This is a genomic window from Streptomyces sp. NPDC104831 (assembly GCF_055583025.1).
In genome coordinates this window covers 247315-262679 of sequence record NZ_JBVJOT010000001.1, presented here as the reverse complement: position 1 = coordinate 262679, position 15365 = coordinate 247315, and the positions used below count along the sequence as shown (strand labels likewise).

The window sequence follows — 15365 nt, the reverse complement described above, 5'->3', positions numbered from 1 at the left end:
GACCCCCGACCGCGCCAGGGGAAAGATCCGGGGCTGGGCGGGTTGTCCCCGGCGGTGACGGGGAAGGGCCCGCCGTCCAGGGGCAACGCCCAGGCGCCGACACGCCGGTTTCCGGCCGGGCCCGTCGGTCCGCGACCGACTTCGCAGGGGGCGGGGGCGGGGGTGGGTCCGGAGGCGGGCACGGGGGTGCCGGTCCCGGACCGGTCGGTCCGGGACCGGTGGTGCGCCCCCGCCGTGGCAGGGCCGGGGCCGCGTCCGGGGCCGTACGCACGGCCTGGTGCTCAGGTGCGCCAGGGGAGTTCCGCGATGACCCGGGTGGGGCCGCCGGCCGGGGAGTCGATCACGAGGAGGCCGTCCACCGCGTCCAGCCGGGCCGCGAGCCCGGCCAGCCCCGAGCCCCGGGCGAGGTCCGCGCCGCCCACGCCGTCGTCGCTCACCTGGAGCATCAGCCGGTCGTCCGCCCGCCACACGTCGACCGAGGCGGTGCGGGCCCCGCTGTGCTCGCTGACGTTGCGCAGCAGCTCGGAGACGGTGAAGTAGGCGATGCCCTCGATGGCCGCCGCCGGCCGCGCCGGCAGGTCGACCTCCACCCGCACCGGCACCGTGCAGCGGGAGGCGACCGACGACAGCGCCGCGTCCAGGCCGCGGTCGGTGAGCACGGCCGGGTGGATCCCCCGCGCGAGGTCGCGCAGCTCCTGGAGGGCCGTCTTCACCTCGCCGTGCGCCTCCTCCACCATCCGCGCCGCCGCCCGCGGATCCTCCCGCAGCTTCTCCTTGGCCAGCCCCAGGTCCATGGCCAGGCCGGCCAGCCGGGCCTGGGCGCCGTCGTGCAGCGCCCGCTCGATGCGGCGCAGATCGGCGGCGGCGGTGTCGACCACGGCGCCCCGGTCCGACTCCAGCTCCACCACCCGCGCCGACAGCGGCGACGGCCCGAGCAGCCCCCGCACCAGCAGCCCGTCCACGGTCGTCAGCGCTCGCACCAGCCACGGGTTGACCAGCGTGAACACCAGCCCGACCAGTGCGGCCAGCGCGATCTCGAACGGGTTGTCCACGTAGACGCTGTGGTGGCTGTCGCCGTACAGCTGGATACCGCTCTGGCCGGCGTAGACCGGGAGCACCCAGAACCACAGCGGGTACGTCAGCAGCGACCAGCCGAGGGACCAGAAGGTCACCACCACCGAGAACGAGAACACCGCCCACGGGAACTGCACCAGCGTGTACAGCGCCTGCCGCCAGGAGGAACCGCTCTTCAGGACCGCGCCCATCCAGGCCACCGGGCCCGGCTTGCCCGGACGCAGCGGCTCCGGGTCGGCCACCCGCACGTCCAGCAGACCGCGCGCCCGCGCCCGCTCCAGCACCCCGAAGCCCCGGCAGCCGGCCAGCGCCGCCGCCAGCACCGGGATGCCGAGGAAGGTCACCAGCAGGCCCGCGCCGAGGGAGACCATCGTCACCGTCCAGCAGAACAGCACGACGGCGACCGGCAGGCTCAGCAGCACATACCCGAACTCCCGCCAGCTGCGCGCCTCGAACGGCGCCCGCAGCCCGGCCGGCAGCCGGTGCGGCCGCTCGCTCCGGTAGGCGTACTCCTGTCCGTACTCCGTGGCCATCGGTGTCGTCCCGTTCTCCTCGTCCATGCGGTGGTCCCGCCGTACTTCCAGGGTGGTCCGCCGCGTGCTCCGGGGACATGGAGGCCGTCGGCGTCTCCTACGGGGGGTTTTCCCCACCCCGTACCGACCCCCCGGTCTCCCCGCCCGGCCCGGCCGGGCCTGCGGGCGGCCCGACCGGAGCCCGCGAGCGGCCCGGTCGGGGGTCCCCGTGCGCGGCCGGTTCGGTGCCGCGTACGGCCGGTGCCGCGTACGGCCGGCCGGCCGGTCGGCCGGTTCCGGTCCCGCGTACGGCCCGTCCGGGGGCCGTGCGAGGCCGCCCGGCCGCCGTACCCGGCCCCGGCCCCGACGCGGCGGTTACTCCTGCCGGTCCCGCCAGGGCAGTTCCGCCGTCACCACCGTGGGCCCGCCGGCCGGGGAGTCGACCACGAACAGGCCGTCCACCGCGCCCAGCCGCTCCGCGAGGCCCCGCATGCCGCTGCCCGCGTCGAGCCGGGCGCCGCCCCGGCCGTCGTCCCGGACCTGGAGGATCAGCCGGTCGTCCGCCCGCCAGACGTCGACCGAGGCGGTGCGGGCCCCGCTGTGCTTGCTGACGTTCTGCAGCAGCTCGGAGACGGTGAAGTAGGCGATGCCCTCGATGGCCGCCGCCGGCCGGGCCGGCAGGTCCACGCTCACCTTCACCGGCACCGTGCAGCGGGAGGCGACCGACGAGAGCGCCGCGTCCAGGCCGCGGTCGGTGAGCACGGCCGGGTGGATGCCCCGGGCCAGATCGCGCAGCTCCTGGAGGGCCAGCTTCACCTCGCCGTGCGCCTCCTCCACCATCGCCGCCGCCGTGTCGGGGTCCTCCATCAGCTTCTCCTTGGCCAGACCCAGCCCCATCGCCAGGTTGACCAGCCGGGCCTGGGCCCCGTCGTGCAGGTCCCGCTCGATCCGGCGCAGGTCCGCCGCCGCCGTGTCCACCACGACCCCGCGGTCGGACTCCAGTTCGGCGATCCGGCGCTCCAGCTCGTCCGAGGGCGACAGCAGCCCGCGCACCATCGCCCGGTCCAGGTTCGCCATCAGCCGCGCCAGGTACGGCAGCACCGGCCACAGCACGAACAGCGAGGTCAGCACGGTGACGAAGGTGAGGATGCCCCACGGCAGCCGGATCACGTCGTACAGCAGGGTGCGCCAGCCCACCGGATCCTTCAGCGCCATCCACACCCGCTGCACCGGCCCCCCGCTCCGGGCGAACGGCAGCGGCGACGGCTCCTCCACCCGCACCCCGAGCAGCGCCCGGGCCCGGGCCCGCTCCACCTTGCCCAGCCGCCGGGAGACGAGCAGGCAGAACGCGAGCAGCGGAAGCCCGATCACGGTGACGGTGAGGGCGCCGCCGACGGCCAGCACGGTGAACGCGTACGTGAAGCCGAACACCGCCACCGGCAGGTTCAGCAGCAGGTGCGCGATCTCCTTCCAGGTGTGCGCGTCGTAGGCCGGGCGGGGCGGGGGCAGCCGGTGCGAGCCGTCGGGTCCGTCGTCTGCGTCGGTGCCGGCGCTCGGGGCGGCGGCGGGGCTGGGAGCGGTCATGCTGGTCAGCCTGCCGTGCCCGGCACCGTTCCCGCCATGCGGTACACCGCCCTGCCCCGCCGGGGGAAAACCCCACCCCCGGCCCGTCCGGTTTGTCCCGCGGCGTGACGGGCCGCTTACCCGCTCTTTATCAGGGCCTAGACTCGCGTGCGTACAGATCCTCGAATCACGAGGCATCACCCGGTGCACTGAGATCACCACGGTCACGAGGTCAGGGAGCGAGGGACGCCACGGTGCGGGAGACGTTGGGAGACTCGGCGGTCGCCGCGGGGCACGTCGTCGCGGCCGGCTACTTCCGGTCCTACTCGGTGGTAGGGCTGCTCGCCGTCGTCGGCGTGCTGTTCGTCGCGGTCGCCTTCGGCGCCGGCCGCCTGCTCCGCCCGGTCGTGCCGACCCCGGAGAAGCTGCTCACCTACGAGTGCGGTGTCGACCCCGTCGGCGAGGGCTGGGCCCACACCCAGGTCCGCTACTACGTCTACGCCTTCCTCTACGTGATCTTCGCGGTCGACTCGATCTTCCTGTTCCCCTGGGCGACGGTCTTCGCCGCCCCCGGCTACGGCGCGGCGACCCTGGTGGAGATGTTCGTCTTCCTCGGCTTCCTCGCCGTGGGCCTGCTCTACGCATACAAGAAGGGCGTCCTGGCATGGACGTGAACCCGGACCCCGTTCTCCTGCCCGAGCCCAAGCGGCTGGGGGCGCTGGCACGGCTCGCCCCCGAACCGATGAAGGTGGTCCTGAACTGGGGCCGCCGCTACTCGCTGTGGGTGTTCAACTTCGGCCTCGCCTGCTGCGCGATCGAGTTCATCGCCGCGTCGATGGCGCGCCACGACTTCATCCGCCTCGGCGTCATCCCCTTCGCGCCGGGCCCCCGCCAGGCCGACCTGATGGTCGTGTCCGGCACGGTCACGGACAAGATGGCCCCGGCCGTCAAGCGGCTGTACGAGCAGATGCCCGAGCCGAAGTACGTCATCTCCTTCGGGGCCTGCTCCAACTGCGGCGGCCCCTACTGGGACTCCTACTCCGTCACCAAGGGCGTCGACCAGATCATCCCGGTGGACGTCTACGTCCCCGGCTGCCCGCCGCGCCCCGAGGCCCTGCTCCAGGGCATTCTCAAGCTCCAGGAGAAGATCGCCCGCGAGTCGCTGGGGGAGCGGTACGGCGACCGGCCCGCCCGGCCGTCCGCCGCGGCCCTGCGGAGCGGGCTGGTGCGGCCCCCGGCGCCGCCCGCCGAGGAGGGCCCGCGATGAGCACGTCCGCCGGCTGGCTGCCCGCCCCCGCCGAGGAGCTGTTCGGCACGGACGCCACGGCGGAGGAGGCGTACGACCTCCTGACCGTGGACGTACCGCCGTCCGCCTGGCTCACCGCCCTGGAGACGGCCCGTACGACCCTGTCCTGCACCTACTTCGACTGGCTGAGCGCGGTCGACGAACCGGGCACCGGCTTGCGGGTCGCCGCGCACGTCGTCGCCCTGCACCCGGTCCGCCGCCTCCTCGTCCGTACGACGGTCCCGCACGAGGCGCCCGTCCTGCCGTCCGCCGTCGGCGTCTACGCGGGCGCCGGGTGGCACGAGCGCGAGACCCACGAGATGTTCGGCGTCGTCTTCGAGGGCCACCCGGGGCTGGAGCACCTCCTCCTCCCGGAGACCTTCGAGGGCCACCCCCTCCGCAAGGACTTCGTCCTCGCCGCGCGCGTCGCCAAGGCGTGGCCGGGCGCGAAGGAGCCGGGCGAGTCCGAGCACGGCGGCCCCAAGCGCCGCCAGATGCTGCCCCCCGGCGTCCCCGACCCCAACGAATGGGGCCCCCTGAAGGGCCAGCTCCCCCCGGCCCCGGCCCGCCCGGCCAGAACGGCGACGGCCCGCCCGGCAGCCGACCGCCCGGTACGCCGCACCCGCTCGGCGTCGGAGGGCTCGGCGAGCCAGGCGGCCCAGGCCGCACCCGCGACCCCGGAGGCGGGTGCGGGCGCTCCCGCACGGCCGCGTCGGACGCGCAGCGCGAGCGAGGGTTCGGCGAGCCAGACGGCCCAGCCCGGTGCCGCTGTTGCGGGTGCGGACGGTCCCGCGTGGCCGCGCCGGGCGCGGAGCGCGAGCGAGGGTTCGGCGAGCCAGGCGGCGGCCCGGGCCCAGGACGCGGCGACGCACCAGCAGGCCGCGGCCGAGGGCGATGCCACGGGTGCGGCGGCGCAGGGGCCGACGGAGGGCCCGGCCGCCGAGGCCTCGGTGGCCTACGAGCCCGGTACCGCGCCCACCCCGCCGCGCCGCGCCCGCAGCGCCTCGGAGGGCTCGGCCTCCCAGCGCGCCGGGGCCCCGCGCAGCGCGGACGCCCCCTGGCACCACGCCCGCCCGGCCTTCGGCGAACCGGAACCCACCCCGGAACCGGAGCCGCGAAGGACGACGGAGCCGGCCCCCGCCGACGAGCCGCAGCGTGAGCGCGCCCCGGAACCGGCGCCGAAGCGCGAGCCGGAGTCGGAGCCGCAGTCGCGGTCGGAGCCGCGGCAGGCACCGGCCCGGGAGACGGAAGCCAAGCCCGCACCCCAGCCGGACCCGGCTCCCCAGCCGGCATCTCGCAAGGCCCGGGAACCTGAGTCCGGTGAGGCTTCCGAGCCCGGCCAGGTACCCGCGTCCGGCCAGGCCCCCGCGTCCGGTCAGGTACCCGGGTCCGATCAGGCATCCGAGTCCGGTCGGGTATCCGAGTCCGGCCAGGCCCCCGAGTCCGGCCAGGCCCCCGAGTCCGGTGAGGCCCCCGAGTCCGGTGAGGCATCCGAGCCGGGTCAGGCACCCCGACCCGAACCGGCCCCCGAGTCCGGTGAGGCATCCGAGCCGGGTCAGGCACCCCGACCCGAACCGGCCCCCGAGTCCCGGCCCGCCACCCCCCGGCCCCCGATCACCCCCGACAACCCCGACCCCTCAGGAGGCCCGCAGTGAACGACGTGCTGGACGTCGCGCTGCGGCTCCTCGTCGTGTTCGTCGTCTTCCTCACCTTCCCGCTGATTGTCGGCCAGACCGAGCACAAGGTGATGGCGCACATGCAGGGCCGCCTGGGCCCGATGTACGCCGGCGGCTTCCACGGCTGGGCCCAGCTGGTCGCCGACGGGGTGAAGTTCGCGCAGAAGGAGGACGTGGTCCCGGCCGGCGCCGACCGCCGCGTCTTCCAGCTCGCCCCCGCCGTGGCCCTGCTGCCGTACCTCCTCGTGCTGCTCGCCATCCCGATCGGCCCGGGCGAGGGCGCCGTCGGCCAGGTCCTGGACGCCGGCGTGTTCTTCGTCCTCGCGGTGATGGGCGTCGGCGTGCTCGGCTCGCTGATGGCCGGCTGGGCCAGCGCCAACAAGTTCTCCCTGCTCGGCGGCCTGCGCACGGCCGCCCAGCTGCTCGCCTACGAACTGCCGATGCTGCTGGCCGCGGCCTCGGTCGCGATGGCGGCCGGCACCGTCTCCCTGCCCGGCATCCTGCACGCCTTCCACTGGTGGTGGCTGCCCTGGCAGATCGTCGGCGCGATCGTCTTCTTCGTCGCCGGACTCGCCGAACTGCAACGCCCGCCGTTCGACATGCCGGTCGCCGACTCCGAGATCATCTTCGGCGCCTACACCGAGTACACCGGCCTGCGCTTCGCCCTGTTCCTGCTCGCCGAGTACGCCGGCATCGTCGTCCTGTGCGGCCTGACCACCGTCCTCTTCCTCGGCGGCTGGCACGGCCCGTGGGGCGCCGACGGCCTCGGCTGGGTGTGGACCCTGCTGAAGACCGCGATCCTCGCCTTCCTGGTGATCTGGCTCCGCGTGACCTATCCGCGGCTGCGCGAGGACCAGCTGCAGAAACTGTCCTGGACCCTCCTCGTCCCCCTCTCCCTCGCCCAGATCGCCCTCACCGGCATCGTCAAGGTGGTGATCCAGTAACCATGGCCCCCCTTCCCGGCAGTGGCCTCGCCAAGGGCCTGGCCGTCACCCTGCGCACGATGACGAGGAAGACCGTCACCGAGCAGTACCCGGACGCCCTGCCCGAGCTGCCGCCCCGCACCCGCGGGGTGATCGGGCTGTTCGAGGAGAACTGCACGGTCTGCATGCTGTGCGCCCGCGAGTGCCCGGACTGGTGCATCTACATCGACTCCCACAAGGAGACCGTCCCGCCCGCCGCCCCCGGCGGCCGGGAACGCAGCCGCAACGTCCTCGACCGGTTCGCGATCGACTTCTCCCTGTGCATGTACTGCGGCATCTGCATCGAGGTCTGCCCGTTCGACGCGCTGTTCTGGTCCCCGGAGTTCGAGTACGCCGAGACCGACATCCGCGACCTCACCCACGAGCGGGACAAGCTCCGCGAGTGGATGTGGACCGTGCCGGCCCCGCCCGCCCTGGACCCCGGTGCCGAGGAACCCAAGGAGATCGCCGCGGCCCGCAAGACCGCCGAGAAGCTGGCCGCCGCTCAGGCGGAGCCGGGGGAGGGCACGTCGTGACGCTCGCCCAGGCCCCCCAGGGCTTCCTGTCCCCGACCGGCGTCGAGATCGCGTTCCTGCTCGTCGGCCTGGTCACCCTCGGCGCCGCGCTGATCACCGTCACCACCCGGCAGCTGGTCCACGCCGCCCTGTGGCTGGTGGTCGCGCTCGGCGGCCTCGCCGTGGAGTACCTGCTGCTCACGGCCGAGTTCATCGCCTGGGTGCAGGTCCTGATCTACGTCGGCTCCGTCGTCGTCCTCCTGCTGTTCGGGCTGATGCTCACCAAGGCCCCGATCGGCCGCTCCCCGGACGCCGACTCCGGCAACCGCCCGGCCGCGCTGACCGTCGCGGCCGTCGCCGCCGTCGCCCTGGTGTGGGTGGTCGCGGACGCCTTCCGCACCACCTGGATCGATCTCGACGGCCCGGCCGCCGGCACCACCGAGGTCACCGGCGCGAGCCTGTTCCGGCACTGGGTGCTGCCGTTCGAGGCCCTGTCCGTGCTGCTCCTCGCGGCACTGGTCGGCGCGATCGTGCTGTCCCGCAAGGCCAAGGCCGACGCCGTGCCCGCGGCCCCCGGGAAGGCAGGCGCCCGCTGATGCACCTCGCCTACCCCGCCGTCCTGTCCGCCCTCCTGTTCTGCACCGGTCTGTACGGCGTCCTCGCCCGCCGCAACGCGATCCTGGTCCTCATGTCGGTCGAGCTGATGCTCAACGCCGTCAACCTCAACCTGGTCGCCTTCGACGTGTGGCTCAGCCGGACCGCGAAGGAGACCCTGCACTCCGGGCAGGCGCTGACCCTGTTCACCATCGCCATCGCCGCCGCCGAGATCGGCATCGGCCTCGCGATCGTGCTCGCGGTGTACCGCAACCGCGGCACCTCCGACATCGACAGGCTCCGCGACACCGCCGAGGGCCCCGACGCGAAAGGCCCCGACGGCGACGACCCCGCGGCCGAGAAGGCTGAGGCCACCGCGTGACCACGACCACCCTCGCCGTCCTCGTCCCCCTCCTGCCGTTCCTGGGCGGTGCGGCCGGCCTGCTGCTCGGCCGCACCGCCCCCGGCTTCGTCCGCCCGCTCGCCGTGCTGCCGCCGCTGGCCTCGCTGGTCCTGGCCGCGCTGGTCGCCGTGCGCCAGGGCGGCGGCGCGGCCGTCGACGCCGGCACCGAGCTGACGCCCACCGGGTCCGTGCCCATCGAGCTGGCCCTGCACATCGACGGCTTCGCCGCGCTCGTCGCCGTCCTGGTCGCCTGCGTCGCGGCCTGCGTGCAGATCTACTCCACCGGCTACCTGCGCGACGACCCGCGCTACCCGTCGTACGCCGCGCTCGTCTCCCTGTTCACCTCCGCGATGCTCCTGGTCGTCTACTCCGGCGACCTGATCGTGCTGCTGGTCGGCTGGGAAGTGATGGGCATCTGCTCCTACTTCCTGGTCGGCCACTACTGGGAGACCCCCGAGGCCCGCGCCGCCTCCCTGAAGGCATTCCTGGTCACCAAGCTCGGCGACGTCCCCTTCCTCATCGGCCTGTTCGCCCTGGCCGGCGACGCCGGGTCGTTCCGCATCACCCGCGTCCTCGGCGCCGTCACCAGCGGCGGCATCGACCACCCGACGCCGATCGCGCTGCTGCTGCTCGCGGGCGTCGCGGGCAAGTCGGCGCAGTTCCCGCTGCACACCTGGCTCCCGGACGCGATGGCGGGCCCGACGCCCGTCTCGGCGCTGATCCACGCCGCCACGATGGTCGCCGCCGGTGTCTACTTCGTCGCCCGGCTCCTTCCGCTGTTCGAGGCGTCCCGGGCCGCGATGGTGGTCCTCGCCGTCATGGCCGCCGTCACGATGGCCGGATCCGCCCTCGCCGCGCTCGCCCAGGACGACATCAAGCGGGTCCTCGCCTACTCGACCGTCGGCCAGCTCGGCTACATGACCGGTGCCCTCGCCGTCGGCGACCGCGGTGCCGCCGTCTTCCACCTCCTCACCCACGGTGCCTTCAAGGCGCTGCTGTTCCTCGCCGCCGGTGTGGTCATCCACGCCGCCGGCACCAACTCGCTGGCCGCCATGTCCCGCATGCGGGGCCTCGGCGACCGCGTGCCGGACGCCTACTGGACGATGACCGTGGCGCTGCTCGCGCTCGCCGCGGTCCCCCCGTTCAGCGGCTTCTTCTCCAAGGAGTCCGTCCTCGGCGCCGCCGAACACGTCGCTCAGGGCCACACCGGGCACGCCCCCGGCGCCGCCGGCTGGATCGTGCTCGCCGCCGGTCTGCTCACCGCCCTGCTGACCGCCGCGTACGCCGCCCGGCTGTGGCTGCTCGCCTTCCGCGGCCGGGGCACCGAGGCCCCCGATCACGGACGCCAGCCGCCGACGATGACCGTGGTGCTGTGGGTCCTGGCGATCCCCTCCCTCGCCCTCGGCGGGCTCGCCTACCGCGTCCTGCCCGACTGGTTCGACGGCCGCGGCCTGACCCCGACCCCGCTCACCTCCATCCTCGGCACGGGCCTCGCCCTGGTCGGCGGACTGCTCACCTACGGCGCCTGGCAGCGCACCACCGCGCTCGCCGCTCGCTCCCCGCTGGGCGCGGTCGCCGCCCACCCCGAGGGCGACGCGGGCCTGGTCGAGGCCGAGGCCATCGCGACCCACGAGCCGGCCTACGGCGACATCGCCCTCGCGCCCGACCCGGCGGACCCCGGACGGCTGCTGCTCGGCCCGCTGCACCGGCCCGCCGCGGCCGGCTTCCACCTGGACGCCGTGTACACGGCGCTGTTCGTCCGCCCGGTCCAGGCGGGGGCGAGCCTCGTCCGGTTCCTGGACCGCGAGGTCGTCGACACCTACGTGCGCGGCGCCGCCGCCCTGCCCCGGCTGCTCGGGGCCGCCGTACGGCGCGCGCAGACCGGCAATGTGCAGACCTATGTGAGCGCGCTGCTCGCCGGCACCGTCGTCCTGGCGGTCGCCGTCCTCCTCGTCGCCACGGGAGCGTGAGCAGGCGTGATCGATATCAACGAGTCCGTGATGCAGTTCCTTCTGGCATTCGTCGTCGCCGGCCCGCTCCTCGGCGCCGTCGCCGCGCTCCTCCCGGCCCCGCCCGGACTGAAGGGGAAGTCACCCGGGCAGGCCGTGCTGCGGCACGGCGTGACCGTCACCGGCGTCGTCCTGATCGCCGCGATCGTCCTCGCGCTCGGCTTCGACCACGACCACCCGTCGAGGATGCAGGCCACGACCGACATCAGCTGGATCCCCGCGCTGGACGTGCGGATCCACCTCGGCACCGACGGCATCTCCCTCCCCCTCCTGGTCCTGACCGCGCTGCTGTCCTTCCTGTGCGCGCTCTACTCCTACTTCAAGCCGCCCGCGGGCCCGGCCCCGAAGGCGTTCGTCGCGCTCCTGCTCCTGCTGGAGTCCGGCACCCTCGCCACCTTCGCCGTGCTGGACCTGCTGCTGTTCTTCCTCGCGTTCGAGACGGTGCTCATCCCGATGTACTTCCTCATCGCCCGCTGGGGCGGCGCGGGCCGGACCCGGGCCGCGTGGAAGTTCATCCTGTTCACGCTGCTCGGCTCCGTCGTCATGCTGCTCGGCCTGCTCCTGATCGGGATCAAGGCGGGCACGTTCGACATGGTGGCACTCGCCACTGACAACGGCCGGTCACTGACCACATCCGTGCAGGTCATCGCCGTTCTGGCGATCGGGGTCGGGCTCGCGGTGAAGACGCCGATGTGGCCGCTGCACAGCTGGCTGCCCGACGCCCACACCGCCGCGCCGACCGTCGGCTCGGTACTGCTGGCCGGTGTCCTGCTGAAGATGGGCACGTACGGTTTCGTCCGCATCGTGCTGCCGGTGGCACCGGACGGGTTCCGCACCTTCGCGCCGTACCTCGCCGCGTTCGCCGTCGTCGGGATCGTCTACGGATCCCTGGCCTGCCTCGCCCTCGCCCGGCAGGGCGCCAAGGGCGACCTCAAGCGGCTGATCGCCTACTCCTCCGTCGGCCACATGGGCTTCGTCCTGCTCGGCATCGCCAGCACCACCCCGACCGGCGTGAACGGCGCCCTGTTCGCCAACATCGCCCACGGCCTCATCACCGGCCTGCTGTTCTTCCTGGTCGGAGCCCTCAAGGACCGCACCGGCAGCACCGACCTGGACGCCCTGGCCGAGGAGACCGGCGCCGCCCTCTACGGCCGGGCCCCGCGCCTCGGCGGCCTCCTCGCCTTCGGCGCGGTCGCCTCCCTCGGCCTGCCCGGACTCGCCGGGTTCTGGGGCGAGATGCTGGCCCTGTTCGGCTCCTTCCGGCCCGCCGCCGGCCTCAGCCGGCCGGCCTTCCTCACCTTCATGGCGATCGGCGCGTTCGGCACCCTGCTGACGGCCGCCTACATGCTGATCGTGGTCCGCCGCGTCTGCATGGGCGGCACCGAGCGGGAGGCGGCGAAGCTCGCCGACGTCCACGGGTACGAGTTCGCCGCCTGGACCCCGCTGGTCGCCCTCACCGTCCTCGCCGGACTGTGGCCGGGGGCCCTGCTGGGTCTGACCGACCCGGCCGTGCAGCAGCTCCTCGCAGGAGGCACCCGATGAGCGCCCAGCCGCTTGCCGAGTCGCTGGTCCAGTCCGTCGACTGGCTCGCGATCGCCCCGCCCACCCTCACGGCCCTCGTGGCGCTCGCCGTCCTCGTCGCCGACCTGTTCGTCCCCGAGCCCCGCAAGGCCGTGCTCGGCTGGGTCTCGGTCGCCGGACTCGCGGCGGCCACCGCGCTGCTGCCGCCCCTCCTGGACGGCGACCGCAGCACCTTCTGCACCGGTGGCCCCGCGCGCGCGTGCAGCTACACCGCCGACCACTTCACCCTTGTCATCCAGTTCCTCGTGCTCGGCGGCGCCCTGCTCGCCGCCCTGCTGTCCGTCACCCACCTGGACGACGAACGGCGGCGCGTCCCGGCGGGCGAGTTCTGGTTCCTGCTGCTGTCCTCCGCGGCCGGCGCCGCCCTGCTGCCCGCATCCCGCGACCTGGCCACGCTGATCGTCGCCCTGGAGGTCGCCTCCCTGCCGGCGTTCGCCCTCGTCGGCATCCGGCACGGCGACGAGCGGTCCTCCGAGGCCGCCCTGAAGTTCTTCCTGTCCTCGGTCACCGCGACCGCGGTCAGCCTGATGGGCATCAGCTTCGTCTACGCCTCCACCGGCACCCTCTACCTCACCCAGGTCGCCGAGCGCCTGCCGCACGTCGACGGACAGCTGCACACCCTCACCCAGACCGGCGTCGTCCTCACCCTCGTCGGCTTCGCCTTCAAGACGGCCGCCGTGCCCTTCCACTTCTGGGTGCCCGACACCTACGTGGGCGCGCCCCTGCCCGTCGCCGCCTATCTGTCGGTCGTCGGCAAGGCGGTCGGCTTCTCCGGGCTGATCCTCGTCACCGTCGTCGCGTTCCCGTCGTACGCCGACGTCTGGGGGCCCGCGCTCGCCGCCCTGGCCGCCCTCACCATGACCGTCGGCAACGTCGCCGCCCTGCGCCAGCGGGCCACGCGCGCGTACAGCGCCGTACGGCTGCTCGCCTGGTCCTCCGTCGGCCAGGCCGGTTATCTGCTGGTGCCGATCGCCGCCGCCGGATACACCGGGGACGCCGAGCGGGCGATCGGCTCCACCGTCGCGTACGCCTTGATGTACGCCGCCGTGAACCTCGGTGCCTTCGCGGTGGCCGCCGTGGTGGGCCGCGGCCGGGCGCTGAACCGGATCGCCGACTACCGGGGCCTGTACGCCACCAACCCCCTCAGCGCGCTGCTGCTGGCCTTCTTCCTGCTGTGCCTGGCCGGGCTGCCGCCGGGCGTCATCGGGCTGTTCGCCAAGGTCACCGTGTTCTCGGCGGCCGTCGACGCGGGCCTCGGCTGGCTCGCCGTCGTCATGGCCGTCAACGTCGTGATCGCCCTCTTCTACTACCTCCAGTGGACGGCCCTGCTGTTCCGCGCCCCGGAGGGCGAGCCCGCCCGGCACCGGGTCCCGGCGCCGGTCACGGCCGCCCTCGCCCTCACCGGGGTCCTGGGCGTCGCCCTGTCCGGAGCGCCCCAGCTGGTCCTGCGGTTCGCGGCCACCGGACTGTTCTGAGGAGTCGTCACGCGCGCGCGGGGCACCCGTACCCCTCCGCGCGCGTACGGCCGAACGAGCACGTCACCCGCCCGGCAGGGGAGGGCGGCCGGGGGCGCGCGGGAACTCGTGGGCTCCGCCCGCCGTTGTCAGGGGCGGGAGGGTCCACTGGATCAGAGTGTTCCCAGCAGCACGACTTGGAGGGCGCGCACCGTGCACCGCCGGCACAACGGGCTCAGGACGGCCGTACTCCTCGGGGGGCTGTCCGCACTCATCATCGTCATCGGCAGCTTCTTCGGCCGCGCGGGACTGGTCGTCGCGGTCCTGGTCGCGCTGGGCACGAACGCGTACGCGTACTGGAACAGCGACAAGCTGGCCCTGCGCGCGATGCGTGCCCGCCCGGTCAGCGAGTTCGAGGCCCCGGCGCTGTACCGAATGGTGCGCGAGCTGTCCACCGAGGCCCGCCAGCCCATGCCCCGGCTGTACATCTCGCCGACGGAGGCCCCGAACGCCTTCGCCACCGGCCGCAACCCGCGCAACGCGGCCGTGTGCTGCACCGAGGGCATCCTGCGCCTGCTGGACGAGCGCGAGCTGCGCGGCGTCATCGGCCACGAACTGAGCCATGTCTACAACCGGGACATCCTCATCTCCTCGGTCGCCGGCGCGCTCGCCTCCGTGATCATGTTCCTGGTGAACTTCGCCTGGCTGATCCCCGTCGGCCGCTCGGACGACGACGAGGGCCCCGGCCTGTTCGGCATGCTGCTGATCATGATCCTCGGCCCGCTCGCCGCCTCCCTGATCCAGCTGGCCATCAGCCGTTCCCGGGAGTACGAGGCGGACGCCTCCGGTGCCCAGCTCACCGGCGACCCGCTCGCCCTCGCCAGCGCGCTGCGCAAGCTGGAGACGGGCACCAAGCAGCTTCCGCTGCCGCCCGAGCCCCGGATCGAGACGGCGAGCCACATGATGATCGCCAACCCCTTCCGCCCGGGCCAGGGAATGTCCAGGATGTTCTCCACGCACCCGCCCATGGCGGAGCGCATCGCCCGGCTCGAAAAGATGGCCGGCGGTCATGGATGAGGACCGTCCCGGCCGACCGGGCACGGAGGCATTCCCCCGTGCGGCGGCCGTTGTTTTCCGGTCCGGCGAGCCGCGCGGAACCCTGAGGCTGTACGGGGGAAAACGCGGGCACTGCCGCGCGCCTGGTGATCGCTCCGCCCGGCCGTAGCCATCCTGTCCACTGGTAATGCGGCACCAGGGACGACGAAAGGTTGGCCGAGTGAAGCTCACCAAGCGGTTCGCCACGATCAGCACCGCCGCGATCACGGTGGTGCTCTTCAGTGCCGGCGGCGCACAGGCGCAGGGCGACGCGGGACTCCTGTCCCGCCTGGGTGTGACGTCACTGCTCCAGGGTCCCTACCGGATGGGGCAGGCGGGCACGGGAGGCACCGAAACCGAGAGCACCACGAACACCAACAACAACACCAACAATAACAACAACAACGGCGGGGTGAACAACAACAACAATAACAACAACAATGGCGGCGTGAACACGAACAACAACACCAATAACAACAACATCCTCGCCGGTACCGCGGCGCAGGGCGGCGGTGGACTCCTCTCCCTCCTCGGCATCCCGCCGCTCCTTCAGATTTGTTACCCGACGGGGCAGGTCGCGCAGGGGAACAACACTTTCACCGGCAGTCAGAACATCAACTGCAAATTCGGCTGACGTGAGGA

General features: G+C 73.4%; 14 protein-coding genes. 12 read left to right on the top strand and 2 right to left on the bottom strand.

The genetic code is table 11. From position 1 onward, the window contains the following. Positions 1 to 281 precede the first annotated feature (281 nt). Together ACZ63H_RS01255 and ACZ63H_RS01250 are read right to left on the bottom strand one after the other, a co-directional pair. The gene (locus ACZ63H_RS01255) at positions 282 to 1607 is read right to left on the bottom strand and encodes a sensor histidine kinase (protein ID WP_469860974.1); all 1326 of its coding nucleotides are present in this window, start codon (positions 1605 to 1607) and stop codon (positions 282 to 284) included. Between the two features lie 354 nt (positions 1608 to 1961). Beyond that, positions 1962 to 3170, bottom strand: coding sequence for a sensor histidine kinase (locus tag ACZ63H_RS01250; RefSeq protein ID WP_469860925.1), 1209 nt, complete (start codon positions 3168 to 3170; stop codon positions 1962 to 1964). 233 nt (positions 3171 to 3403) lie between these two features. Between ACZ63H_RS01250 and ACZ63H_RS01245 the strand changes: the two genes are divergently transcribed. The 12 genes from ACZ63H_RS01245 to ACZ63H_RS01190 all read left to right on the top strand — a co-directional run bounded on the left by ACZ63H_RS01245 (position 3404) and on the right by ACZ63H_RS01190 (position 15357). After that, positions 3404 to 3823, top strand: a complete 420-nt coding sequence (locus tag ACZ63H_RS01245; RefSeq protein WP_030778387.1) for an NADH-quinone oxidoreductase subunit A — start codon at positions 3404 to 3406, stop codon at positions 3821 to 3823. Beyond that, complete coding sequence (locus ACZ63H_RS01240) at positions 3814 to 4416, top strand: NADH-quinone oxidoreductase subunit B (protein WP_469860923.1); 603 nt, start codon at positions 3814 to 3816, stop codon at positions 4414 to 4416. The genes ACZ63H_RS01245 and ACZ63H_RS01240 overlap by 10 nt, the downstream gene beginning before the upstream one ends. After that, positions 4413 to 6089: an NADH-quinone oxidoreductase subunit C gene (locus tag ACZ63H_RS01235; protein ID WP_469860921.1), complete on the top strand. Its 1677-nt coding sequence runs from the start codon at positions 4413 to 4415 to the stop codon at positions 6087 to 6089. The genes ACZ63H_RS01240 and ACZ63H_RS01235 overlap by 4 nt, the downstream gene beginning before the upstream one ends. Beyond that, positions 6086 to 7054, top strand: coding sequence for a complex I subunit 1/NuoH family protein (locus ACZ63H_RS01230; RefSeq protein WP_469860919.1), 969 nt, complete (start codon positions 6086 to 6088; stop codon positions 7052 to 7054). The genes ACZ63H_RS01235 and ACZ63H_RS01230 overlap by 4 nt, the downstream gene beginning before the upstream one ends. A gap of 2 nt (positions 7055 to 7056) precedes the next feature. After that, positions 7057 to 7608 (top strand): NuoI/complex I 23 kDa subunit family protein, encoded by a 552-nt coding sequence (locus ACZ63H_RS01225; protein WP_467932606.1) that lies wholly within the window; start codon positions 7057 to 7059, stop codon positions 7606 to 7608. Then, entirely contained in the window at positions 7605 to 8183 is a 579-nt protein-coding gene (locus ACZ63H_RS01220) for an NADH-quinone oxidoreductase subunit J family protein (protein ID WP_469860916.1), read from the top strand. The genes ACZ63H_RS01225 and ACZ63H_RS01220 overlap by 4 nt, the downstream gene beginning before the upstream one ends. After that, the gene (nuoK, locus tag ACZ63H_RS01215; RefSeq protein ID WP_469860914.1) at positions 8183 to 8563 is read left to right on the top strand and encodes an NADH-quinone oxidoreductase subunit NuoK; all 381 of its coding nucleotides are present in this window, start codon (positions 8183 to 8185) and stop codon (positions 8561 to 8563) included. The genes ACZ63H_RS01220 and nuoK overlap by 1 nt, the downstream gene beginning before the upstream one ends. Beyond that, positions 8560 to 10554: an NADH-quinone oxidoreductase subunit 5 family protein gene (locus ACZ63H_RS01210; protein WP_469860912.1), complete on the top strand. Its 1995-nt coding sequence runs from the start codon at positions 8560 to 8562 to the stop codon at positions 10552 to 10554. Before nuoK ends, ACZ63H_RS01210 begins: the two co-directional genes overlap by 4 nt. 6 nt (positions 10555 to 10560) lie before the next feature. Further along, on the top strand, positions 10561 to 12135 hold the full coding sequence (locus ACZ63H_RS01205) for an NADH-quinone oxidoreductase subunit M (protein WP_469860910.1): 1575 nt from the start codon (positions 10561 to 10563) through the stop codon (positions 12133 to 12135). Continuing rightward, entirely contained in the window at positions 12132 to 13649 is a 1518-nt protein-coding gene (locus ACZ63H_RS01200) for an NADH-quinone oxidoreductase subunit N (protein WP_469860908.1), read from the top strand. The genes ACZ63H_RS01205 and ACZ63H_RS01200 overlap by 4 nt, the downstream gene beginning before the upstream one ends. A gap of 192 nt (positions 13650 to 13841) precedes the next feature. Then, positions 13842 to 14705 (top strand): zinc metalloprotease HtpX, encoded by an 864-nt coding sequence (gene htpX / locus ACZ63H_RS01195; protein ID WP_469860906.1) that lies wholly within the window; start codon positions 13842 to 13844, stop codon positions 14703 to 14705. Positions 14706 to 14904: 199 nt separating this feature from the next. After that, entirely contained in the window at positions 14905 to 15357 is a 453-nt protein-coding gene (locus tag ACZ63H_RS01190) for a hypothetical protein (protein WP_469860905.1), read from the top strand. Positions 15358 to 15365 lie beyond the last annotated feature (8 nt).

Excerpts from the sequence above, each read along its gene's own strand:
- ACZ63H_RS01240 (WP_469860923.1), top strand. The coding sequence starts at position 3,814 with ATGGACGTGAACCCGGACCCCGTTCTCCTGCCCGAGCCCAAGCGGCTG.
- nuoK (WP_469860914.1), top strand. The coding sequence starts at position 8,183 with ATGCACCTCGCCTACCCCGCCGTCCTGTCCGCCCTCCTGTTCTGCACC.
- ACZ63H_RS01250 (WP_469860925.1), bottom strand. The coding sequence starts at position 3,170 with ATGACCGCTCCCAGCCCCGCCGCCGCCCCGAGCGCCGGCACCGACGCA.
- ACZ63H_RS01200 (WP_469860908.1), top strand. The coding sequence starts at position 12,132 with ATGAGCGCCCAGCCGCTTGCCGAGTCGCTGGTCCAGTCCGTCGACTGG.
- ACZ63H_RS01235 (WP_469860921.1), top strand. The coding sequence starts at position 4,413 with ATGAGCACGTCCGCCGGCTGGCTGCCCGCCCCCGCCGAGGAGCTGTTC.
- ACZ63H_RS01225 (WP_467932606.1), top strand. The coding sequence starts at position 7,057 with ATGGCCCCCCTTCCCGGCAGTGGCCTCGCCAAGGGCCTGGCCGTCACC.
- ACZ63H_RS01255 (WP_469860974.1), bottom strand. The coding sequence starts at position 1,607 with ATGGCCACGGAGTACGGACAGGAGTACGCCTACCGGAGCGAGCGGCCG.